Raw genomic sequence first — 23,909 nt, forward strand, 5'->3', positions numbered from 1 at the left:
GGTAATGACAAGTTCCCCACCATCAATTATCAACTATCAACTAATTAAATATTACCGTTTTGTTCTTATATGCCAACACCTTGCGTTCAATATGCTTCTGAACAGCACGAGAAAGCACAATCTTTTCCAAGTCCTTACCCTTGTTCACCAAATCCTGCACAGTGTCCTTGTGTGTAATACGCACCACATCCTGCTCTATGATGGGACCGGCATCCAACTCTGTGGTAACATAGTGGCTGGTAGCTCCAATAATCTTCACTCCACGTTCAAACGCAGCATGATAGGGCTTCGCTCCCACAAATGCCGGAAGGAAAGAGTGATGAATGTTGATTATCCTATTGGGATAAGCGTTTATCATTTGCTCGGAAATGACCTGCATGTAGCGCGCCAGCACTATGAAAGTTATCTTATGCTTTGCCAGTAACTCCATTTCCTTCTTCTCTTGTTTCTCCTTTGTCTCTTTGGTAATGGGGAAAAGATGGAAAGGAATACCGAAACGCTCGGCCACGTGCTGCAAATCGGGATGATTGCTTATAATAAGAGGTATCTCCACATTCCACTCACCAGCGGTGTAACGCGCCAACAAGTCGAACAAGCAATGGGACATCTTTGAAACAAAGATAGCCATACGCGGTTTTGTATCGGAGAAATAGAGACGGAAATTCATCTCATATTTCTGTGCATACAAAGTGGCAAAATAATCCTCAATCTTTTCCTGAGGCACCAGAAAATCTTTCAATTCCCATTCAATACGCATAAAAAAGATATTCTCTACATGGTCTACATACTGATCCAGATAGATAATATTACCTTTATTCACCGTTATAAAGTCTGTTACTTCTGCCAATATGCCTGGTTTGTCAGGGCAGTGTAGCAACAGTTTGGCTGTTTTCATCATCCTAAAATGTTTTTTATCATTTTTCAAATTACAACATTCTCTTTTTGAGTTCGCAAAAATAACGATTTATTGCAAAACAACGAACTTTTCGAGCAAGAAGTTTAAAACAAGCTCCGAAATGTTTCGTTTTCTCCAGGAAAGGTTTTCATATCAAGAATAAAACAGTGCATAAACGTATTTCTAAACAGTTGTTAAATTTACTTTTCTCTTATTTTTCCAATCTTCTCAATATGAGGATATAAAGCAAATACAGCACAAAACGCTTGGAAAAAAGTTCGCCATAGCTATTGCAGATATCAAAGAAATGCCTACCTTTGCAACCGCAATCAAGAGAGATAGCAACGAAAGAATGAAATAATGGTGCGTTAGTTCAGTTGGTTAGAATACATGCCTGTCACGCATGGGGTCACGGGTTCGAGTCCCGTACGCACCGCGAAAGCAAATAGCAAATTAAAGCAAAGCTCTGAAATTCAAGGATTTCAGAGCTTTTTCTTTTTCTCGCTCCGGCAAAAATGGGGACCCGAAATATCCGGTGCATAAGCAATTTTCGAGTTTCAGCTTTCTCAGACTCACATCACAAGAATAAGAAACTGAGCAGCAATGAATGGGCAGACCGTCCTCCGGATAGGGACAAAACTGGAAGAAGGTATAGGCAGAATCCACGTATGTCCCATGCTTTTTATTATGAAGGTTCATGTAAACCCTCGTCCCACGCACGTGGGCTCAACGGTTCACGCAGGCAAACCGGCGAGCACACATGCGTGGGACGAAGTTTTGTAATAAGGTTTCGGGAATTATGCGCCAAGCTTCTCTGCATTACACACAGGACATGAAGGGAAAAAGTGCCCATATACGGGGAGCAAAAGCCATACTTCCGGCACTATAGACAACGGAGTTCGCCCCTTAATCACCATATTTGCACAAAGAAAACGGAAAATAAGCCCGAAATAGACATTAACAAATGTTATTTATTATAAACGAAAAACAGAAAAAAAACACGTGGTTAAATTCTTGCTGTCAGATAGTTAAAGCCGAATATGAGAAGAAAAAGTAGTGCTGGCAAAAATGATGATTTTTAAAATCGGGGTCTGACTTACGAACTACAACTGCATGTGTAAAATAGGATATTCTTTACCTTCTCCGTCCAAATCAGACCTTTTGTATACGTTAAAGCCTATATATTTATAAAAACCGACAGCTTGAATATTCTGCTCGTTCACATCGACTTTCGTTACCTGCAAATGATTTATGGCATAAGTAACCAGTTTTTTCCCAATTCCTGTGCCTCGATAATTATTGTCAATAAACAACATTTCAAGATTTCCTTCTGCAATTCCCATAAATCCGATTAAGATTCCCTCCTGTTCAAATCCGAATAGAGTGACATACTGAAAATATACCGGAAGCTGTTCCTTATAGTATAGACAATCTTCCTCTTTAAGAAAATCATGTGTACTCAATACTGCACTTTCCCAAATTTCTATCAAACGTGGATAATCCGTAACTTTAATTTTTCTAATCATAATTGTAATTGCTATTTAAAGCCGCAAAGTTCGGAACTTATACATTCAATGCACTGAACCCAGGTTAAAAAATACGTTTACGGATTCTGCTTAGTGCTTGCGGCGTGATACCCAAATAAGAAGCTATATCTTTGAGTGGGATATAGTTTAATGTAATGCCATATTCTTCAATCATCTGTAGATAATACTGTTCAGGAGAATATTTAATCAAGTCGATATTTCTTTTCAAGAGCTTATTCAGTAGTATGGCATTCAAATCTTCAAATACGGTTTTCACCTTAGGAATAGCAGTATACAGTTCATCTACTCGCTTCTTGTCTATTCGGTAAATAACGCTATCTACAATTGTCTGCACATTAAATGCAGATTTTGTTTGTAAGGTAAAAGATATGTTCGACATTGAAAACGTACCTTCTTTACAAAACCAAAAAATCTGCTCTTCCCCTTTATGATTCAAAAGCCAACAACGTAACATCCCATCATAAACGAAATAACTATATCTTTCTATTTCTCCTTCCTTAATCAAAAATGTATCTTTACCAATCAATATCCGCTCAAAATATCGGTCAAATAACTTAGATTCCTCCAAATTAAAAGTATTGATGCTAAAATTAAATTCTTTAAGCAGTTTTTCTAAAAGCATAATATTCACTGACTATAGTTTTCATAAGTTTTGACAGCCGATTTTTATTCCAGAATACCGAAACGAACCAGAGCGTTCCGGATACCATGCTCATCCACCGTCTCCGTTATATAATCGGCAACGCTTTTCACAGCCTCGGAAGCTCCTCCCATAGCTATTCCCATCCCGGCTGCACGAATCATGGAAATATCATTCCCGCCATCACCAAAAGCGATGGTTCCTGAAACATCAAATCCATAATAGGAAGCAAACTCATTGATACCCATAGCCTTGTTTACTCCCGTCACATTGACATCCGCAAAGAAAGGGTTCCATCTGGAAACAGAAAGTCCGGGAAGTTGTGCCATAACTTCTTTTTCCATTTCTTCATCACAATATATGCATAACTGACAACATTCGCCTCCCATAAATTCCTTTTCAATGTCTGCCACCGGCGGTGTAGGGTGATTGACCAGCCTAGCCAATTCGATGACGGTCGGATTGAGTTCGTTGACAAAAATACCTTTATTCGTTTCGATAGCCAGAGCAAACCCATAATGTTGAGCCAATACTAGTACCCTCTGAAAATCCTTTTCGGGAATCTGTTTACGAGATATAGGAGTGCCATCTCTCAGTACACAATCGGCCCCATTCAAAGCTATCACTGCATCGTATGGAATCTCTTCAAGTTCGTGAAGATCGGTAAACGCCCTCCCAGTTGCTATTATGATTTTTATACCGGATTCATGAACTTGCTGCAACGCTTCGATAGCCGACTGCGGAACGCGGTGAGTGTCGAAACTCACCAATGTTCCGTCTACATCTAAAAATATAGCTTTGGTCTCCATTATAAAATATTTTGGTCTAATAAATTCATTCTATCTGCATCATCTCAATTTTGTGAATATCTATATTCATTCGGTGCAACTCCCGTTGCTTTCTTAAACACCAGACTGAAATATTGCACACTCGGATAGCCCAGCCGACGCGCTACGGCAGCAGGTGTATTACCACCTTCCGATAACATTTTCTTGGCCGTGTACAAGCATTTGAACTGGAAGTATTCAGCCAATGTCTTACCCGTCTCAAACCTCAGCAAATCATCAAAGTAAGCCGTCGAAAGATTCAGTTTTTCGGCACAGCATCCGGAAGTGGGCAGCTTCCCCTCCTGCAACTTTCCGGAAGTGATATACTCGTCCAATATCCCTTCCATTTTCCCCAGAATCATCTTGTTCTTATTCTCACGGGTGATGAATTGCCGCTCATAGTAACGTGAGCAATAATCCAGCAGCAATTCGATGTGACGGGACAAGATGGTATTGCTATGCATATCAATGGAATGATGAAGTTCATCATCAATATTCTCAAGGCAACACGTCACTTTGGCCGTTTCGCGCTGTGACAGATGCAACGCCTCCTCCTTGCGGTAGAAAAAGAAAGTATAGTTGTCGATATGATTCTTTAACGTAGTACAAAGCAATAAATCGGGATGAAATGCCAGCAGCCAACCTTTGTCCGGAAGCGTATTGTTCTTGTTCATCCGGAATATCTCGCCGGGAGTAAGAAATACCATCGTAGCATTGGAATAATCATAATATTTCCGTCCGCAGCAGTCACAATCCCCTTCACAGTCCTCAATCAGTAGGATGGCATAGAATTCAAACTTCACAGCATCCTGATACACACTAGGATTTTCCAGATTAATAATGCTTACCTGAGGATGCAACGTTTTACATCCCAGGCACCGGTTACATTCACATACGGTCTTTATGTCCAATGTATTGTCTTTCATCACCTATAAAGTCATTCTCATTATTGTAACTTCAGATATATAAAATCTTAAGGATATGTTTTCCACACCTTCACAATATACCAATTACAAAATTAGAGGAAAATCCAGACATCTTCACTACCCTTATTACGGATTATATAACCTTAGTTACTGTTTTTATATCTGGCTACGTGACTTCATCTCCAGATACTTGTTTATCACGTCCACAGAAAGATTTTCCGGTGTAGTCAGTACAGAACTGATGCCGTGCTGCTTCAAGGTGGAGACTATCAGCCGTTTCTCGAATACAAATTTCTCGGCAATGACATGGCGGTAATACCCTTCCGTATCCCTCGCAGGAGTGGCGACGTACTCTTTCAGAGCGGCATCTTCGAAGAAGATGACCAGCAACCGGTGCTGGCGGTTCAACTGCTGCAAATAAGCCAACTGGCGATTCAAGCTGCCGATGCCGGAAAAATTGGTATACAGCACCAAAAGACTGCGTTTGTTGACGCGCTTGTTCAAATGTACGCACAATGAGGAAAAGTCGGTCTCCCCAAAAGTAGTCTGCTGGCTGTAAAGGTTCTCCAATAACGCCTGCATTTGTCCGGGCTGTCGGGAGGCGGGGATAAATGTATCAAAGTGCTCATTAAACGTTACCAGTCCGGCTTTATCCTCCTTCCGCATGACAACGTACGAAAGAACCAGGGAGGCATTAATAGCATAGTCCAGCAAGGTCATCCCGCGAAATGCCTGCTGCATAATCCGCCCCTTGTCTATCACGTTATAGATTTGCTGGGAACGCTCGTCTTGATAGACATTTACCATAAGTTCGTGCCTCCGGGCGCTTGCTTTCCAGTTTATCGTGCGGTAATCGTCGCCTTTCACATACTCCTTTATCTGTTCGAACTCCGTATGATGCCCCACCCTGCGGATACGTTTGATGCCCAATTCCGTCAAGTTGTCGCTGATAGCAAGCAACTCATACCGATGGAGCATCAGATAGGACGGATATACCTTGACATCCAGCGGAGCATCGCAAGTATATCTGCGGGAAAGCAATCCCATTCTGCCTGCCACAAACACCCGAATCCGTCCGAAAGAGTAAATCCCCCGCCGCGTAGGACGCAGATGATACGTAATCGTCCTGCCCTCATTCGCCTGGAGCCTCATCCGGAAATCAATATTCCGCAACTGGAATGCAAAAGGAATCTCATCCACCACTTCCACAGCCACCGGATGCGGATAACTGCTCTCCACACGTATGTTCACGGTGTTTTCATCTCCGTTGGAGAAGCGGGTAGCACACTGGCGGAATGCCCGGATGCCGCGAATGCGATAGAGCATCACCCCATCCACCAGCGCCGACACCGCCAAAACAAAAAGCGCCCACTGCCCGATTGCAAAGAATGGAGCAAAGACGTACCCGATACCCGTCAGCAGGACTATCAGAACAAGAGCAATATAGAATCGGCGGCCCAGTCTCACTTCGGCACTTCCACCTTATCAATCAGACGTTGCGTCACCTTTACCGGCGAATAGCCTTCCATCTCGGCTTCCGCTGTCAATATCAAGCGATGCTGAAGCACATACGGAGCAACGAACTTAATATCCTCCGGTGTCACAAAGTCACGTCCCTGCAACAGTGCATATGCCTTGGAGGCCTGCATCATTGCCACGGACGCACGCGGAGAAGCTCCTAAATATACAGCCTTGCTGGTACGCGTCTGCTGTACAATCAACGCGATGTACTGAAGCAGCGTGCGGTCTACAAACACGTGTTCTATCAGCCTGCGCAACGAAAGCAGTTCTTCTTTTGTGAGCACGGGCGCCAGGCTCTCCAACTTCACCAACGAAGCATTGGCGTGGTGGCGCTCCAGGATGTCCACCTCCTCCTCCAATGAGGGATATCCCATGGTTATTTTCATCAGGAAGCGGTCCAGTTGCGCTTCAGGTAACTTATAAGTCCCCTCCTGCTCCACCGGATTCTGGGTTGCCAGAATCGTATAGAGTTCTCCCATCTGATGCGTGGTACCGTCAATGCTGACCTGCCGTTCTTCCATAACCTCGAACAAGGCTGCCTGCGTCTTGGCGGGAGCGCGGTTTATCTCGTCCACCAGCACGAGGTCGGCAAACACCGGTCCTTGATGAAAGCCAAAGTCATTGGTTTTCATGTTGAAGACCGTAGTACCCAACACATCACTCGGCATCAAGTCCGGAGTAAACTGAATGCGGCTGAAGTCCGCCTTAATCAAGCGTGCCACTAGACGGGCAAGCAGTGTCTTTGCCACCCCCGGCACTCCCTCCAGCAACACATGACCGTTTGCCAGGACAACCGTCAGCACCAGGTCCACCGTCTGCTCCTGCCCCACTATGACCGTAGCAATCCGGTCCTTCAACGCTTGTATCTTCTCGGAAAAGAGAGTCAAGTCCACCCGTTTTTCTGTGTTCTCTTCCATAAATATCTTCTTTATATATGATTGATTATTTCATTCATTTTATCGACAAGCCGTTTCATCTCCTTCTCAGAGATGCTGCGCCCTCCGTACACCACCGGCCTCACCTCGCGGATGAACACGGCTATTTCCCCCGCTTCCATACCCGTCTTCCGGGCAATCCTGCCGAAAGAGCGCTCATCCTCTGCCACTTCCTCCACATCCACTTGTATTTCCCTCCTCAGTTCCTCCGCAAAATAGAGATATTTCTTGCGGACTAAGTCAGCATGGTCCTTCTTCTGATAATAAAGAGTACCTATCAACTCTGCAAACTCCAAAGACTTATTTTCCGGTTCGCGGATAACCGGAATGGCGCGCTGCTTCCTGCGGGCTGTAAATATCATAAAGAGCAGGATGGAAACCATACTCAAGTACAATGCCCAGCGAAGCGGCGGCTGCGAAAGGAAATAGCGAAAAGAAGACATCTGTACCTGGGCTGTTTCTTTCATATAGCCTTCGGTACGGACAATGGGAAATCCACCCATCTGGGACAATATACGAAAAAGATAAGCCGCATTCTTCCCATCCAGCACACCATAGTTCGTAAAAAGCAGGGGAGTGGAAGCCAGTATAACTTCCCCCTTTCCCCAAGAAACCGACATGGCAACCGGATGAGCAGCTTCTCCGGTAACAGTTTTTTCCGCCAACACTTTACTAGAAATGGAATCTGCAAAGAAATAAGACTGACAAAGTTGGGGATAGAAACAGAAAGTCTGCTGCGGATAAACCGCCGAATCCCCCACCCAGCACAAACTGTCTTTCGAAAGCAATGCAGTGGCATATTTTTTCAAAGCCGACGGACTGAAATAGGAATAGCTGCACTCAAATCCCAGCGTATCTTTCAAAATACGGCTGAAAGAGCTCCCCACCAGCATAATCCGGTCTCCCCGTCCCGCCATCTTCAACATCGCCTCCACATCTACATCCGTCAAATGCAGGTTATCGGTAACAACCAGTATTCCGCGGCGGAGCGTCGTATCTTCCTGCTCCAGTTCATAAAAAGTCTTTCTCGACAACGAATATCCCTTCGGCAACGATGAAGACAGCAGGCTATCGAACACGGCACAGCCGAACGGTTGCTTGTCATAATGGCTGAACGTAGGGTTCCAGACAAACTTCTTTGGCAGACGGCACTCTATCGCAAACATCAACACCAGAAAAACAATGATACCGGCTATAAACCAATGGTTCCCCTTCATGCCGCCCCTCCTTTCTCCACTTCTTTCTGCAAATCCCGCATCGCATGGAACAAAGTTTCGGTCGCTTCAAAATTTCCGTAACGTACTCGTAGAAAATGGTTGGTCATTTGGCGGAAAGCTGGCAGACGGACTTCATAGATATATTGTGTTGGCGTTTTATATAACTGCCAGTCTATACGTTTTCCATCGCTGAGCTGTTTCAGCGTCTGCAGATAGAGCAAACGCACCGCCTCCCGATAATCCGTCCGGGCAAGCGCATCGGCAATTCTTTCCGCAAAATCCACTCCATAGATGGTGTCCTCCCCCACTGTATAGGGCAGGGTACTCTTGCGCGAACGCATGAACAGTTCCGGACGCTTCTTGTACACAAACCAAATGACCAACACCAGGATAAGAACGGCAATGCATATCAATACGACCTCCGAATATTCTGCCACCAACGTATTCCCGAATATCTTGTCCAGCAGCTTGCCGAACCATCTGCTGAACCACTCAAGTACATTAATTTCGGGAGCTATCAACTCACGACTGTAAGCAAACGCCGGGTCAGACTGCCAAGCGGCAACCTGTGCAGTATCACAAACCAGTGTATCAGCCGGAGCCATATTCATAGTCCGTTATCAGAGTTTATCAAAATTGTCAATATCACTCTCCACCATCACATAATCTATCTTTTCCGAAGCATGACCGTATTGATAAGCCAGTCCCAGCAATGAGAAAATCATGGACATATAAACGCCGAATGCCTGGACCACCGCCAGCAGATAAAGCACAAAGCTATAGGCTGCCGATACAGTGGCACCGCCACCTGCATCAGTCATTGCAAAGATATATTTCACAATAGTCCCGATATACCATGGAATCATCGTCACTCCCTGCAAGATGGCGGCGATGAATCCCATAACAATGGAAATCAGTACGATACCTCCCCAGGTAGCGAAACCCAGTCGGTAGGCCTTCTTCAAGGCATCTATGATATAGATATCTTCGAACAGATAGACTGGAGCCCAAATAGCAAGTGGCACAGACACCACCACAACGAGCAGAACGAACAAGAACGCAATCGCCATGAACGGAATGACGGTGGCTATAAAACCAACAATAAGCCCTACAAACAGCACCAAAAGCACACCGATAATCATTATCAGAAATACCCTTCTGACATTACGGAACAACAAGGGCTTCAGCATCCCTAACGTCACTCCCTCCAAGCGTTCTTCCCGTTCATTGTAAGTACGGACCAATGCGTAGACCAAAGAGGTCAGCATGACAGTTCCTAGCAGATAGAGAACGGCATACAGACTGTAATAAGTCACCAGTGCCATGATGGACGCTCCGACAACAGAAGAGTCGAACGAGCCTCCGGTCATATCACCCAGAGCCATTGTACCGCTCATCAGCCCGTTCAAGCTCAGTCCCTGAAGCAGACAAAGCGGCAACATCAGATATGTGGTGAATTTCATCAACGGCTTCCAATTCTCTTTGATAAAATCAAAGGTAGCAGTTAGTTTCTCTCCAAAAGAACGTTGTACATACAGTGCGATTTTAGGTTTCTGTGCTTCCATGCTTCTTTCTGTTAGGTAAATAAATATAATAAAAAAAGATAAACGACAAAGAGAGTAGAATAAAGCCGAACCTCAAAGCATCCGGAAGTTCGGTATGGCGGGTAACGAATCCTTCTATAAATCCTGCCATGATGAATACGGGTACCGTACCCACCACTATTTTCAGTCCTTTTTTGGCTCCCCGTTTGAAAGATTCCAGCCTTGAATAGGTTCCGGGAAAGAGCCATCCGTTGCCCAGGGCAAGACCGGCGGCACCGGCTACAATAATCGCCCAGATTTCGAGTGTCCCGTGCAGCCAAATGGCAAGGAAGGACTCCCAAAGCAAGTCGTGCTGATAAAAGAAGGTTTGGAAAGCCCCTATCATGATACCATTGTTAAGGAGCATGTATCCGGTGCCAAAACTGGTCAGCAACCCCATGGCAAAGCAGTTGAAGGAGACCATGATATTGTTCAGCGTGATACTCAGAAACATGGGGAACTCGGAGGAACCATTATATACAGCCATGGGTTCACCATTAGCGATATTGTTCAAAGTCATATCCACATAAGAGTTTCCTAAAATCAAACGCACAAAATCGGGGTCTCCGGCAGCAGATACCACTCCTATCAATGCGCTGACCACAAATATAATGAAGGAAGCCACTAACTCACGGCGTGCATCGTACATGGCCGAAGGCACTTCACGGGTCCAGTAGGTGATAATTCTTGACCATTTCTCGCGCTTGTTTCTATAAATGTGGTTGTGCAATGCCGAGGCAAGATTGTTCAGATAGATAGTGATGCGGGAAGCGGGGAAATGCGTTTGGGCAAAAGCCAGGTCTGCCGTAAGCTCCGTATATGCGTCGGCAAGCTCATCGGGAGACAGACTGTCCGCCTGCTCCACTATTTTTTCTGCTTGTTTCCATTTTTCGATGTTCCGCCGGATAAACGTCACTTCTTTCATACCCCATGAATATTTCAGAGAAGTTTTGTCTGAAATCGGTAACAAAAATAAGAGAATAATGATATATTTGCAATGAAATACTAAAAATGTTTTATCAGGAATGGCAGAATCTACAATTATCACCGGGCAGTTTGTCCGCATCAGTCAAACGCCTGCCAGTATCGGTGAACGGCTCATTGCACTGGTCATAGACTATATTCTGCTCGGATTCTATGTATTTTCTACTTTGGCCTTGTTTTCACGGATTCATCTGCCCTCTGATTTCACGATGCTTTTCTTCCTCACTATCGTCTACCTGCCGGTCTTGTTTTACGCATTTCTCTGCGAAATGTTCAACCAGGGACAAAGTCTCGGCAAGCGGCTGATGAACATCCGTGTCGTAAAAGCAGACGGTTCCACGCCCGGCATAGGCTCGTACCTGCTCCGATGGCTTCTCTTTCCTATCGACGGACCGGTGACCGGTGGCCTGGGACTTCTGGTCGTCCTTTTGACCAAAAACAGCCAGCGAATGGGAGACCTTGCCGCCGGCACCATGGTAATCAAGGAAAAGAATTACCGCAAGATACACGTCAGCCTCGATGAGTTCGACTACCTGACCAAAGACTACCGGCCTACCTATCCACAAGCTTCCGACTTGTCATTGGAGCAAATCAACGTCATTACTCGGACCCTGCAATCGGGTAAGAAAGACCGTACACGCCGCATTGCCTCCCTTGCGAAAAAAGTGCAGGAACTTCTCTCCATCACTCCTCATGACAGTAACCCGGAAAACTTTCTTCAGACCATTCTCCGGGATTACCAGTATTATGCCTTGGAAGAAATTTAATACAAACTTCCAACAAAACCAAAGAAGTGTTAAGTCTTACGCTTATTTAAGATTCAAGCTGCATCTTTTTGGCTTTTCATTTGTTAATCAACCAGAAGGTCTTAACTAAATAACAAAGAACAATTATGAAACGAATCATTACATTAATCACACTGGTGTTGGTAAGTGCATCGACCCTGATGTATGCACAGAGTAGCAGCGAAACACGCCAAGCAGAGCGTAAAGCCCAACGCGAAGCCCAGAAAGCACGCGAAAAAGCAGAAAATGAAAGGAACTATGCCATTGCCGTCCAGGCATTGAAAGAGGGCAAGTTTGTATTGGAAGCAGACCAGCTGGTGTTCAAGAGAGGACGGAGCGCATTTGTTTCATCGACAACAAACTTCGTTCTGATGGACGGTGAACACGCATCCGTACAAATAGCTGCCAACAATGCCCTTGCAGGCCCCAACGGAATAGGCGGCATCACAGTGGACGGCAGCAGAAAGGAAATGAAAATCACGACCGACAAAAAGGGAAACGTGAATTGCAGCTTCAGCGTACAAGGCATCGGAATATCCGCACAAGTGTATATCACACTGACCAACGGCGGCAATAATGCATCGGCAAGAATCAGCCCGAACTTCAATTCGAATACCCTGACGCTGAACGGAGTCCTGGTTCCATTGTCCCAGTCAAACGTTTACAAAGGGCGGGCTTTATAAAACACCCCTTTTGTCCGTACAAAGTATAAAGAAAAGAAGATATTCATATCGTGTTCGCAGGATACGAATATCGTGTAGACACGATATTAACAGAATGCGATACAAGGAATTAATAAACTGTTATACAGAATATTAATTCCTTGCATCGTACATAAAGGGAGCTAACAGAATGTGGACATTTATTCTTTTATCTGTTGACACGTTGGGCAATAATATACCGAACCACCCATATAAGCCTCTTTTATGATGGTACTGCCACAACGGAGACAAGGATTCTTCCATGTTTTGGCAGAAAGAATGGTTTTGTAACCTCCGGCGTTGCCATAAAGATCTGTTTGCGTATCGCGTCCGCCCTCGAACGTCATATCCACCAATGTTTCTTTTAGAGCATTAAAAAGAACGTCTTTCTGATTATCCGACAGAAGTAGCACTTTCTGTTTGGGATTTATCCGTGCATTGAACAGAATATCCTGCGTTACGCCGTTACCTACACCGGGAATACGCTGATTGGTTGCTAATAGAGCTTTAGCAGAGAGGGTCTTCTTTGCTTCGGCAACGAGTTTCTCAAATTCCGCTTCGGTGTATTTATCGCTCAACGGCGAAATGCTTTCCCGACTCAATTTATAGTACTTATTGTCGATATAGCTATCAGGATAAACATTGATAAAACCATACATTACAACCGTGAAGACAAGGAATGAATCATCATTAAACGTCAGCAACAACTGGTAATTGGCAGGAATCTTATCTCCCGCATTGTAATAACGGACACTGACTCCGTCGCCTATATTCATGATCACATTATCCGAAAGATTGAAATTGACAAACATGCCATATCCTTCGGATGAAAGGATGGTTTTGCCTACGAGCAGTTTACCATACTCCGACGGATTGCCGTTATAGAACGTAAACTTATGCGGTTTGGTGGCATTGAATACCTGCGTGATTGTTTTACCGCTCAAGGCGTTGTTCACTTGTTTGCTCAGGGTGATAACTTCGGGTAATTCCAACATATTATCTTACTTTTATTTTCGATAGGGATATATATTTCCGTTAATAACTCGTCAATAGCTAATCAATATCGTTCATTATTTTAACCGGACCACTTCCCCTATAATAGGCATCAACACGTTCAAAGAGTCTTTCTCTTTCAGATTCATGGCATTCTTCAACGGTTCGTCCCAGCGGTGTCTAGCCAAAGCATATTTGGAATGATGGACAGTCAGAATCTTTTCCGCATTCAAGTCCCTGGCCACTTGTCCCAAATATTGGGGCATGGTATGGATATATTTCCAATCTTCGTTATACTGCCCATTCTCCAATATGGCAAGGTCAATGCCAGGATATTGCTTGCCTATTTCGGCAAAATGCGTATCATATCCACTATCACCGCCCATATAAATCTTCTGCGAAGGGGTTTCGATAAGGAAAGAGGCCCATAGTGCCTGATTCGCTTTCAACGAGCGGCCCGAAAAATGCCGGGCGGGCAAGCAATGAAGCAGAAATCCCTTATCCAGTACAGTATCTTCAAACCAATCCAGCTCAACCAGGGATGATTTCTCAAATCCCCAATACTCGAAATGTTCACCTACCCCCAAAGGACAGACCACCTTATCTACCCGATTTTTCAGCTGCATCACCGTTTCATAATCCAGATGATCCCAATGGTCATGTGATATCACCAGATAGTCAATCTCCGGCATATCGGCAGGCTTGTAGGCATCCGCCCCCTTGAACGGCTTGTTTACAAACGAAACCGGAGAAGCCCCACAAAATACGGGGTCTACCAGTATACGCTTTCCGTCTATCTGGATAAAATAGGATGAATGTCCGAACCATACCAATACATTCTCGTCCTTGCTTATCTTGCTGAGGTCCGTCTTTATAACCGGAATCTCTTTTTCAGGACGTAAATCGGTTTCTTGCTTAAACAAGAATCCCCAGAAAGCTCCCAAACGTCCCTTTTGGGAAGTCATCATCATCGTACTGTGCAGATTCCGGAATTCTCCGTCTTTGTAATGAGGCGACTTCTTAATCCTCTCCAACCGTTCTCCTTGAGGAGCCCTCCCGAAACTCGGCTGATTGACAAAAACGAATCCCACTATGACCGCAACAGCCACAATACCCACTATAATGCCAACTATCATACGTACTCTTTTCGTTTTTAATGAATTCATATTCAATGAGGCTACATTTACAGCTGCAAATATAGTCGAATTGTTATTAAATCACTATCTTCGCGCCCAATTTACGGAATCAATACAATAAAGCAATAAAAAGCCAACAAAGAAATGAACACACACAGTCTATGTTGCATCGGTTATATTACCCAAGATAAAGTCGTAACCCCTAAAAATACCATATATATGCCGGGAGGCACCTCCTTCTACTTCGCACATGCCATCAAGCACTTGAATGCTAACGATTTTTTATTGGTAACAGCTTTGGCTGATACTGACATGGGCATTGTGGAAGACATTCGGAAAGAAGGTATTTCCGTCAAAGCCTTGCACAGCACACATTCCGTCTGTTTCGAGAATATTTATGGAGAAAACCAGAACGAACGTACACAACGTGTCACGGCAAAAGCAGACCCTTTCACCGTGGAAGGTTTGAAAGATACCGATGCACGGATTATCCACTTGGGCAGTCTGCTTGCCGACGACTTCTCTTTGGAGGTCATCAAGTTCTTGTCCGGAAAGGGACTCCTCTCGGTAGATGTGCAGGGATTTCTCCGCAAAGTGGATAATGAAAAAGTGCTGGCAGTAGACTGGCCGGAAAAGAAAGAAGCATTGAAGTATATCCATATTCTGAAAGCCAACGAAGCTGAAATGGAAGTACTGACCGGATGCAGTGAACCGCACGAAGCCGCATTGCTGATTGCAGACTGGGGCGTCAAGGAAGTGCTGCTGACCCTGGGAGATAAAGGTTCGCTGATATATGCCCAAGGAGAATTTCACGAAATCCCCGCCTATCCTGCCCTTCAGATTACAGATGCAACAGGATGTGGAGACACCTATATGGTGGGGTATCTGTATATGCGCAACAAAGGTGCATCCCACCGGGAAGCGGGATGCTTTGCTGCCGCCATGTGCACCATAAAACTACAATCACACGGGCCATTCTGCGGAACGGAAGAAGCGATAAATAACGTGATAAAAGGATAAAGTGATAGGGTGATATAACACCCTACCATCTTTATTTATAATCCGAATTTTTTCAAATCATCTTCCACACTACCGATACCTGCGATATGAAACATATCAACCAGTACCTTCACAACATTCGGAGAAAGGAAAGCGGGCAATGTGGGGCCTAAGTGAATATCCTTCACCCCGAGACTCAGTAATGCCAACAATACAATAACCGCCTTCTGTTCGTACCATGCTATGTTGTAGACAATGGGAAGTTCGTTGATGTCATTCAGCCGGAATACTTCTTTCAGCTTCATGGCTATCACGGTCAGTGAATAACTGTCATTGCACTGTCCGGCATCCAATACACGGGGAATGCCGTTGATGTCTCCCAAACCAAGTTTATTATAGCGGTATTTGGCACAACCTGCGGTCAGGATAACGGTATCTTGCGGCAAGGCTTTGGCAAACTCCGTATAGTAATCGCGGCTCTTCATACGTCCGTCACAGCCTGCCATTACGATAAAGCGGCGTATGGCTCCGGTCTTCACGGCATCTACCACCTTGTCTGCCAGTTGCAGTACCTGGTTATGGGCAAAACCACCGATAATCTCTCCATGCTCTATCTCCACCGGCGGCTGGCATTGTTTGGCAATCTCTATGATTTCAGAGAAGTCTTTCCTGCCTTCCGCATCCTTATCAATATACTTGCAACCCGGATAACCGGTAGAGTTGGTGATGAACATACGCTCTTTATACACTGCATTAGCCAAAGGAGGAACGATGCAGTTGGTGGTAAACAGAATCGGTCCGTTGAAGGAAGTGAATTCTTCACGCTGTTTCCACCAGGCATTGCCATAGTTGCCTACAAAATGAGAATATTTCTTGAAAGCAGGATAATAGTGGGCAGGCAGCATTTCACCATGTGTATAGACGTCTATCCCCGTACCTTCTGTCTGTCTCAATAATTCTTCCATATCCTTCAAGTCATGGCCGCTAATCAAAATTCCCGGACGATTCTTCACACCGATATTCACCTTTGTAATTTCGGGATTACCGTAAGTACCGGTATTGGCAGCATCCAGTAGAGCCATTGTCTTTACTCCGAACTCACCAGCTTCGAGAACCAGCTTCACCCATTCCTCTGCCGATAGAGACTCAACCGCAATGGTAGCCAGTGCACGCTGCATGAAAACATGAACTGTATCATCATTGAATCCCAAGCGCATAGCATGCTCCAGATAAGCTGCCATACCTTTCAAACCATAGACAAGCAATTCTTTCAACGAACGGAGGTCTTCATTCTGTTCACGCAGAACACCTACTGTCTTCGCTTTCTCGGCATAGTCGTCACGCGTTCCCTGCCAAGTCAGTTCATCTACTTGGGGTAGGAACACTTTGTTGTGCTTGGCCTCTTGAATCAATCCATTACGCAAAGCAAGTCCCCTATCCACCCGTTTCAAGATGCTTTCATCATCGAAATTCGCATTCGTGATAGTACAAAACAAAGCATCCGTCACAAAAATATTCACTTCTTCAGAGACTGGAGAATCTGCCTTGCGTAATGTATCGGCAACAACAGAGATACCCCTGACTACAAACAGTAACAAGTCCATAGCTTGAGCCGTATGACTTTCTTTTCCACATACACCTTTCAATATACAGCCGGTTCCTTTGGCTGTCTCCTGACATTGATAACAAAACATGTTTGGTTCCATATTCCTATTCATTTAAAAGTTTGCATAATCTTTTGATAAGATAAGCAGCACCTCAGCAATAAAAATAAGCAGGCTTATGTTCTATTGCATTCGATTTGCATTATCTTTGTGCAAAGATGAGAGTTCTACAACGCACAAACTGTCACGAATGTTACATCGAATCACAAAAAAGTAAAAAAAGAATGGAAATCCATACATTATTGGAAATGCCTCCTTTCCAAGACATAACAGAAGAAGAGTTATTATCCCTCATCCTGGCACCCGAACATGCACACAGGCAATACAAACCTGCTGACTTCATTGCCATGCAGGGAGAAGCATATCGTTCTCTATTCATATTGTGCAACGGCAGTGTGCGTACCCAAATGGTCAGTGCGGAGGGGAAGCAACTCACCATCGAAACGCTGAAAGCCCCGCAACTGCTTGCCCCGGCTTTTGTCTTTGCCTCCGAAAACCGCTTCCCGGTAAATATCGAAGCTAAAGAGAAATGTGAGATACTCGTTATAAACAAGAACATTTTCCTGGAATTCCTGCATCAACACCCCGCTGTGATGCGCAACTTTCTGCAACTGGTATCGGACAGAACCCTATTTCTCTCCAAAAAGCTAAATGCCTTTGCCCTACAAAGTCTGAAATCGCGTATACTGAACTATCTACGCATGCATGGCACGATACTCAACCAGCAGGAAGTGGCACAAATACTGGGAGTGGCGCGTCCCTCGCTGGCACGTGCCTTATCGGAACTGGCAAGCGAAGGGTGCATCCGAATGGAAGAGAAGGAAATGCGGATAAATGCAGTCTCCGCCCAAAAGTATTTATAAAAAACGTCCGCACTTATATATTATTCTTACCTTTGTCCAAGAATAAAAAGCTATGGAAAAGATTCTACTGGATGAAAAGTACGAACAGTTGTTGTTCCAAATCCCTCTACTAAGGGATTTGCCACATAATATCAAGCAATCGCTGCTTGAGAAACTGGAATATTCAGTCTATTCTATAGACAAGAAAGATATAGTTGCCCGGCAAGGCACCCCCTGCAAGAAGCTATATATACTATTGGAAGGTAAATTGCGTGTAGATATTATAGACGGTCTGGGCAATAAAGTTATGGTAGAATACATCGTTGCCCCCCGGGCCTTTGCCACTCCCCATCTCTTCGGCAGCAACACCACACTGCCGGCAACTTTTACTGCCATTGAAGACTGTATCCTATTCACTGCCACCAAAGAATCCACCTTCAAGCTTATCAGCCAGGATCCCAAAGTGCTGCACAACTTCCTTTGCATAACGGGAAATTGCAATGCCTGCACGGTTTCGCGATTAAAAACCCTTTCCCGCAAAACAGTCCGCGAAAGGTTTGTCGTCTATCTGTTTGAAAACAGAATTTCCAACTCTACCAGCATCACCATTGCGCATACCCAATCTGAGCTGGCAGAATACCTCAATGTAACCCGCCCGGCACTTTCAAAGGAAATCAATAAGATGACCAAAGAAGGTATTATCCTAATGACGGGTAAGAAAATTGAGGTATTGAATGAAGCAGCTCTGAAAGAGTATATCTAAACTACCATTTTACAAACAAGATTCTCGGATTGATGTTGACAGATACCCAGCCCCAATCCTGCCAGCGTTTATGGTCGCCGCCTTTCACCACGTCCATAGACTTCGTACCCCGCATAATGGAGTAACCGGCAGAAAGCTTCACGTCCTTCATCACATTCCAGTCAAGCTGATAGTCCATCTCCGAACCCAATCCCTTTTTTACATCATCCAGCTTGGCAGCAGTAGCAAAATAGTGATAATTCAGTTGCATACTCACCTGCTTGGATGTCTTGAAGTTGACACCCAACTGGGCATCCTGCAAACCGGGAGCTACTCCCTGCCAAGCAGAAGCATAGAAATAGTCCATCGCTCCATAGAACTTATGATGTGTTCCGTAAAGAGGATCGAATGCTTTGAACTTGTCACCTTTCCCGTCACTGCCACTCAGATAATCATAACCCAAGCTCACACTCCATTGCTTGTCTATGGCATAGGCAGCCTTCACGCTTACCATAAAGGCAGATACACTCTGCGCATTCTTGTTCTTTCCGGTCTGATAATAGAAAGCAGCCTGCACAGGTAGCCAATTTCCCGATTCCGGCTGATAAGTCACGTAAGTACCGAACGTCTGCAAATAGCGGGTATGGGAAGTTTCTGTTTCTGCATCACCGGTTTCCAGGCCCAGATTCATGAATAACAAAGAGACATCAAGGTTGGGGGTTTGCGCCGCATAATGATACCAAAGGGTCTGCATATTCTTATAAGGTTGTGCACCGTCATAATAATAGGTACCGCCTTTTGCCTTTTCCTTGTTCTGGTTGAAGGCAAGAATGAAATGCAGTTGGTGGGCATTCTTGGCATAGCCCAACTTCAATGCATCGTGATAGCGACCGGCCACATTCCAGTCCAGCCCTCCCAAAATACGTTCGTCGTCATAAGACAAGGTCTGGCGCCCCAGTTGTGCAAAGAAACCGGCACCAAAGTTGAGTTTTGCCCATGCTTCGTTCATAATGAAACGCCCGTTAGTGTCTATCTGCGGGTCCTGCCCCCATACGCCTACATGTTGGGCCGAAATCTTCATACTCAAATCCGAACGTTTATACTCCATGGAAAGACGTGCACGGTTGTTGATAAATGAAGCAGCCTTGTCTCCCTCGAAACGTGGTAACTGTGCTCCGTTACGGTATTCTGCACGGGGTCTGATTTGCATCGACATGGTGAATTCGTTCTCTTTCTTCGAACCTTGTGCCCACAACATTCCGGGCAACAGCAATAAGCCTAATGCCAAATAAACTGTTTTCATAAGTATTTTAATTTAAGTTATACGTATGTACACTCACTCCTTGTGCCGAGGGCAAGTAATTGATGCCATACCAACACATTTGCAACAACAGAAAAGATACAAGCAAGCCAAACAGTGCCTTACGATAGGCCGCGGGGCATCCCAATCGGAAATGGATATATGCCAGATAGGAGAACCAGGTAGCCGCCGCCCAAGTCTCCTTGGGATCCCATGCCCAATAGTGTCCCCAAGCAGCTTTCGCCCAGACAGCACCGGACAGCATACCCAGTGTCATGAAGGCAAGTCCTACATAAGTCAGATTATCGCACAAAGCCATCTCATGCCGTTCAATTCCTTTTTTCTTGAACCACAGCAGGTAGACAGCCATCACCGTAGCGGCACCCAGCATGGCATAGGCAAACATATAGACAATGACATGAGGAGTGAACCACGGACTCTGCAAAGCGGGCATCAACGTCTTGTTGTGTATTTCGGGCCTAAAAATATTGATGCAGACAAACACCAAGGACAAGACGGAACTGAAACCGAGAATCCATTTGTACCTCCAACGACTGTAAGTGATGATTCCTGCCAATGGAAGAAAGAATGAATACCACAAACGCGTCTCCCCCATCGTCCGCATCGGAGGACGCTCCAAAGAAATCCACATGCCGACAATGAAGCTGAAAAAGACAGCCAAGCCCAGACAAGTCAAAGTGTATACCACTACCGGACGTTTACCACGCCATGCAGCGAAAGCTCCCAATCCCCAGAAAAGTAAAGCGACAATGGCAAACAGAGCAAAATAATCCCAACTCATACCGTCTCCTCCTTTCTTTCTTCTGTTCCTTTCGGTGCATTGACAAACAAGCAGACTGCCCCCAGCACCATCATTATGATGCCGGCATATACAGCCGGAAGCCAGGGATCGCGTACCAGTTCAAAAACACTGACATCACTCCACCGTCCTTTCGTTTCGTCATAGCTTAATTGATAAATGTTCCATCCGAATATCTTCAAAGGACGGTTCACTTCGATTGTGTCTTCCACTACCTCTCCTGACTGCGTATAAACCGTTACAGCAGAAACAAATCGCTGCGGCTCACGTTCGGGCATCACCAGACTGGTCTGTTCCGACAAGCGCAATGCCTTATAAGGAAACATGAAACTACCGCAACTCACCCATCCCTCCTTCGACTGTCCGGAGGTAGCATTCACCGCCTTCAGATAAACAGCATAGGTAGCTCCCATCGAATGGAATTCGGTAAACTTCAAGGTATCTTCCGCAGCTACAGAGGCAGCCATCGGAATGGATTGAAGGATAGAGATGTCCCAATCCAGCAACCTCCCCCGTTCTACCTTCTCTTCCAACAGCAAATGTTCCGGCACATCCTTCGGCAGTGCCTGCCCGGTCTCATTATTTATCAGCATCAGCTTGGGAGGGTATTCATGTATGGTGAATTCTTTCAGTTCAATGGCAAGCGGAAGCTCCGTCAGCTTGCCATCCTCATTCGTGGCACGCCATTCAGTCTTGCCCAATTGGGTAATCATTCTCAGTCGTTGCATATCTGCATTGCCCAGCGTTGCCGTCAAGAGGGCGACAAACAAGCCGACATGATTCAGCAGAAAAGGAATCTTACGCAATTTTAAAGGAATACATACACGGAGAATGGTCAGTCCCAAGACAGTAACCAGCCAGATATAAAGCAACACGAACGGCCAGAAAGAAAGCATCTTCGAAAAGCCGATGACATCTGCCGAAGGCTGGGTAGAAGGAACCTGCCGCACCAATCCCATAACGACAGTGACAACCGCCACACATACCAGGGAAGAAACTGCAGCCGTATAATGACTGAGCCATCCGAAACAGTACACCCGTCTACGAAATCCATGCATGCATGCCAACAATAGCAGGAACAACACCAGAACGATGACATTGACCGGCCACGCAAACAAGCCCCAACGAATATCTCCAACGCTCCACTGCAACAGCAAGCCCGTGACGAACAGTCCTGCCCCACAGATAAAACCTTCCTTATACCTCCACGGTTTCTTCCACATCTTCTGATTTACGATTTGACGATGTACGATGTACGATTGGAGTTAGATTGTTGATAGAGTCAATCCGGGATGTACATATCGGGGAGTAATCCCAATCGTACATCGTAAATCGTCCAATCGTAAATAAATTTATTTTAGTGCTAACCGGTTGTTGGCTTTGGCTTTTTCCAACCAAGCCGGTACGGTAGTCTTCAAGAATTTGTCCTTTGCAGCTCTTTCGGCATCCATATCGAGGCCGATATATTCCTGCGCCTTGTCTTTGGTAGAGATATCCGGCATGGGAACATTGTCCGTATATCCATGCTTTGCCAGCACTTTGGAGACAGCCAAACGCGCCTGCATAGCTCTATCCAAGCCGTGAGACAAGACACGCTGGATTTCCTGTGGTGCATGGAAAGCACCTCCGTGAGATGCCACACCGAAGTCCCAACGCCATTGCGCCTGGCGAATCAGTGCCAGCACTTCTTTCATCTGCTCTTCCGTAGCTCCCTTGTCCCAGGCAAATTTAGCTTCGATATGAGCTTTGGCAAGTTCCTGTTCAAGGCGGTTGCGGATTTCATTGGCCTTGCGCTGGCGTTCGTAGACATTGTTGCGCAAAGTCTCCTCACTTTCGCGATGGCAGGTTTGGCAGGTACGGTCTATCATAGCCAACGGACTTTGTATATGGTGGTCGCTGAACTTCACGCCACCTTCACTCTTATAGGGCATGTGGCAGTCCGCACACGATACGCCACGCTGACCGTGAATGCCCATCCGGGCTATTTCAAAATCGGGGTGTTGCGCTTTCAGGATGGGGGTACGGCTCAACTTATGTATATAGTCGTAGAAACCGGCCTCATCATAATAGGCTTCCATGTCTTCCACCGTAAAACCTTTGTCCCAGGGGAAAGTCAGGTACTTGCCGTCACCCTTGAAGTAATATTCCACGTGGCACTGTGCACATACCAGCGAGCGCATCTCCTGCGGAGTGGCCTCGGTAATATCCTTGCCCTGACGTTCAAAAGCTTCTATCAGAGCCGGACGGCTGATATGCAGATTCATATTTTCCGGTTCGTGGCAGTCCGCACAACCAATCGGATTTACAATTTCACCACCCAAAGCGCCCCACTTATTATTATAGAAAGCATCCACACCGATGGCTTCCATCATACGGGGGACATCGGGACTCTTGCAAGTCCAGCAAGTGGACGGTTGCGGACCATCTGCATCAGTGGCAGGCGCACCGGTACGCAGGGTTGCCGTAATATCCTCGATGGCATGCATGTGTCCGCGCGGAGTGGAATAGTCTTTGGAGAAGGCATATCCAGCCCAAAGTATCACCATTTCGGGACGCTGTTCCAATACATCCACAGCCACATTTCCATTGAATTCACTCTGGAAGTCGGTCTTGGCGGTTTCAGTCCACGTCTGATACTCACGTGGAAAGTCACTCTTGAAGACTTCGTTGCGTGCCTCAATTCCTTCAATCACAGTTTTGCGGTTATTGAATACACTTGCCAGCTCGGCCCTGCGCTCCATCAAGGCAGAAACGCATAGACCCAAGACAAATACAACGACCATTGAGCCACCGAACAACAGCCATCCTTGCCATGATTTTAATCTCTTTTCCATATATATGAAGATTTATTG

23 protein-coding genes and 1 tRNA gene are annotated in these 23,909 nt (G+C 45.5%); 6 read left to right on the plus strand and 18 right to left on the minus strand.

The window, feature by feature from the left end:
- Positions 1-40 precede the first annotated feature (40 nt).
- Positions 41-898 carry a formyltetrahydrofolate deformylase gene (gene purU / locus DWZ67_RS12340; protein WP_120138901.1) on the minus strand — a complete coding sequence of 286 codons (858 nt, stop codon included), beginning with the start codon at positions 896-898 and terminating at the stop codon, positions 41-43.
- 359 nt (positions 899-1,257) lie between these two features.
- On the opposite strand from purU, the gene DWZ67_RS12345 reads away from it, so the two are divergent.
- Positions 1,258-1,331 (plus strand) — tRNA-Asp (locus DWZ67_RS12345).
- A gap of 667 nt (positions 1,332-1,998) precedes the next feature.
- Here DWZ67_RS12345 and DWZ67_RS12355 read toward each other — a convergent pair.
- From DWZ67_RS12355 to DWZ67_RS12400, 10 genes are all read right to left on the minus strand, one after another.
- Positions 1,999-2,421 carry a GNAT family N-acetyltransferase gene (locus DWZ67_RS12355; RefSeq protein WP_005832381.1) on the minus strand — a complete coding sequence of 141 codons (423 nt, stop codon included), beginning with the start codon at positions 2,419-2,421 and terminating at the stop codon, positions 1,999-2,001.
- A gap of 64 nt (positions 2,422-2,485) precedes the next feature.
- Positions 2,486-3,064 carry a Crp/Fnr family transcriptional regulator gene (locus DWZ67_RS12360; RefSeq protein ID WP_005832383.1) on the minus strand — a complete coding sequence of 193 codons (579 nt, stop codon included), beginning with the start codon at positions 3,062-3,064 and terminating at the stop codon, positions 2,486-2,488.
- A 44-nt stretch (positions 3,065-3,108) separates the two neighbouring features.
- The gene (locus DWZ67_RS12365) at positions 3,109-3,891 is read right to left on the minus strand and encodes a Cof-type HAD-IIB family hydrolase (RefSeq protein WP_120138903.1); all 783 of its coding nucleotides are present in this window, start codon (positions 3,889-3,891) and stop codon (positions 3,109-3,111) included.
- Positions 3,892-3,935: 44 nt separating this feature from the next.
- Positions 3,936-4,835 carry a helix-turn-helix domain-containing protein gene (locus tag DWZ67_RS12370; protein ID WP_016274303.1) on the minus strand — a complete coding sequence of 300 codons (900 nt, stop codon included), beginning with the start codon at positions 4,833-4,835 and terminating at the stop codon, positions 3,936-3,938.
- 156 nt (positions 4,836-4,991) lie between these two features.
- A complete protein-coding gene (locus DWZ67_RS12375; protein WP_005832388.1) occupies positions 4,992-6,302 on the minus strand; it encodes a DUF58 domain-containing protein in 1,311 nt (436 codons plus the stop codon).
- Complete coding sequence (locus tag DWZ67_RS12380; RefSeq protein ID WP_120138905.1) at positions 6,299-7,273, minus strand: AAA family ATPase; 975 nt, start codon at positions 7,271-7,273, stop codon at positions 6,299-6,301. The genes DWZ67_RS12375 and DWZ67_RS12380 overlap by 4 nt, the downstream gene beginning before the upstream one ends.
- A gap of 11 nt (positions 7,274-7,284) precedes the next feature.
- Positions 7,285-8,508, minus strand: a complete 1,224-nt coding sequence (locus tag DWZ67_RS12385) for a DUF4350 domain-containing protein (protein WP_120138907.1) — start codon at positions 8,506-8,508, stop codon at positions 7,285-7,287.
- Complete coding sequence (locus DWZ67_RS12390) at positions 8,505-9,119, minus strand: DUF4129 domain-containing protein (RefSeq protein ID WP_009038199.1); 615 nt, start codon at positions 9,117-9,119, stop codon at positions 8,505-8,507. Before DWZ67_RS12390 ends, DWZ67_RS12385 begins: the two co-directional genes overlap by 4 nt.
- A 9-nt stretch (positions 9,120-9,128) precedes the next feature.
- Positions 9,129-10,073: a hypothetical protein gene (locus DWZ67_RS12395; RefSeq protein ID WP_005832395.1), complete on the minus strand. Its 945-nt coding sequence runs from the start codon at positions 10,071-10,073 to the stop codon at positions 9,129-9,131.
- Entirely contained in the window at positions 10,054-11,016 is a 963-nt protein-coding gene (locus DWZ67_RS12400) for a stage II sporulation protein M (protein ID WP_044468228.1), read from the minus strand. Before DWZ67_RS12400 ends, DWZ67_RS12395 begins: the two co-directional genes overlap by 20 nt.
- Positions 11,017-11,116: 100 nt before the next feature.
- Here DWZ67_RS12400 and DWZ67_RS12405 point away from each other — a divergent pair, with 100 nt between their 5' ends.
- Both DWZ67_RS12405 and DWZ67_RS12410 read left to right on the plus strand, forming a co-directional pair.
- Entirely contained in the window at positions 11,117-11,842 is a 726-nt protein-coding gene (locus DWZ67_RS12405; RefSeq protein WP_044468227.1) for an RDD family protein, read from the plus strand.
- A gap of 125 nt (positions 11,843-11,967) precedes the next feature.
- The gene (locus tag DWZ67_RS12410; protein WP_008664890.1) at positions 11,968-12,543 is read left to right on the plus strand and encodes a DUF4251 domain-containing protein; all 576 of its coding nucleotides are present in this window, start codon (positions 11,968-11,970) and stop codon (positions 12,541-12,543) included.
- Between the two features lie 179 nt (positions 12,544-12,722).
- Here the strand turns inward: DWZ67_RS12410 and DWZ67_RS12415 are convergent, their stop codons facing one another.
- Positions 12,723-13,556, minus strand: coding sequence for a DNA-formamidopyrimidine glycosylase family protein (locus DWZ67_RS12415; RefSeq protein WP_005832407.1), 834 nt, complete (start codon positions 13,554-13,556; stop codon positions 12,723-12,725).
- A gap of 75 nt (positions 13,557-13,631) precedes the next feature.
- Positions 13,632-14,720 carry an MBL fold metallo-hydrolase gene (locus DWZ67_RS12420; protein ID WP_305000171.1) on the minus strand — a complete coding sequence of 363 codons (1,089 nt, stop codon included), beginning with the start codon at positions 14,718-14,720 and terminating at the stop codon, positions 13,632-13,634.
- A gap of 114 nt (positions 14,721-14,834) precedes the next feature.
- On the opposite strand from DWZ67_RS12420, the gene DWZ67_RS12425 reads away from it, so the two are divergent.
- The gene (locus tag DWZ67_RS12425) at positions 14,835-15,710 is read left to right on the plus strand and encodes a PfkB family carbohydrate kinase (RefSeq protein ID WP_005832412.1); all 876 of its coding nucleotides are present in this window, start codon (positions 14,835-14,837) and stop codon (positions 15,708-15,710) included.
- A 35-nt stretch (positions 15,711-15,745) separates the two neighbouring features.
- Here DWZ67_RS12425 and hcp read toward each other — a convergent pair whose 3' ends face one another.
- Complete coding sequence (gene hcp, locus DWZ67_RS12430; RefSeq protein ID WP_120138909.1) at positions 15,746-17,395, minus strand: hydroxylamine reductase; 1,650 nt, start codon at positions 17,393-17,395, stop codon at positions 15,746-15,748.
- A 182-nt stretch (positions 17,396-17,577) separates the two neighbouring features.
- On the opposite strand from hcp, the gene DWZ67_RS12435 reads away from it, so the two are divergent.
- Together DWZ67_RS12435 and DWZ67_RS12440 are read left to right on the plus strand one after the other, a co-directional pair.
- Positions 17,578-18,216 (plus strand): Crp/Fnr family transcriptional regulator, encoded by a 639-nt coding sequence (locus tag DWZ67_RS12435; protein ID WP_005832417.1) that lies wholly within the window; start codon positions 17,578-17,580, stop codon positions 18,214-18,216.
- 52 nt (positions 18,217-18,268) lie between these two features.
- Positions 18,269-18,958 (plus strand): Crp/Fnr family transcriptional regulator, encoded by a 690-nt coding sequence (locus DWZ67_RS12440; protein ID WP_005832420.1) that lies wholly within the window; start codon positions 18,269-18,271, stop codon positions 18,956-18,958.
- 1 nt (position 18,959) lies between these two features.
- Here the strand turns inward: DWZ67_RS12440 and DWZ67_RS12445 are convergent, their stop codons facing one another.
- The 4 genes from DWZ67_RS12445 to nrfA form a co-directional block, all read right to left on the minus strand.
- Positions 18,960-20,240, minus strand: coding sequence for an alginate export family protein (locus DWZ67_RS12445; RefSeq protein WP_120138911.1), 1,281 nt, complete (start codon positions 20,238-20,240; stop codon positions 18,960-18,962).
- 7 nt (positions 20,241-20,247) lie between these two features.
- Positions 20,248-21,039, minus strand: coding sequence for a cytochrome c biogenesis protein (locus tag DWZ67_RS12450; protein ID WP_009038192.1), 792 nt, complete (start codon positions 21,037-21,039; stop codon positions 20,248-20,250).
- Complete coding sequence (locus DWZ67_RS12455; RefSeq protein WP_005832426.1) at positions 21,036-22,280, minus strand: cytochrome c biogenesis protein ResB; 1,245 nt, start codon at positions 22,278-22,280, stop codon at positions 21,036-21,038. The genes DWZ67_RS12450 and DWZ67_RS12455 overlap by 4 nt, the downstream gene beginning before the upstream one ends.
- Positions 22,281-22,409: 129 nt before the next feature.
- Complete coding sequence (nrfA, locus tag DWZ67_RS12460; protein ID WP_009038191.1) at positions 22,410-23,891, minus strand: ammonia-forming cytochrome c nitrite reductase; 1,482 nt, start codon at positions 23,889-23,891, stop codon at positions 22,410-22,412.
- Positions 23,892-23,909: the final 18 nt, after the last annotated feature.

The sequence above is a fragment of the Bacteroides sp. AF34-31BH genome (assembly GCF_003602795.1).
In the GTDB taxonomy this organism is placed as follows: domain Bacteria; phylum Bacteroidota; class Bacteroidia; order Bacteroidales; family Bacteroidaceae; genus Bacteroides; species Bacteroides uniformis.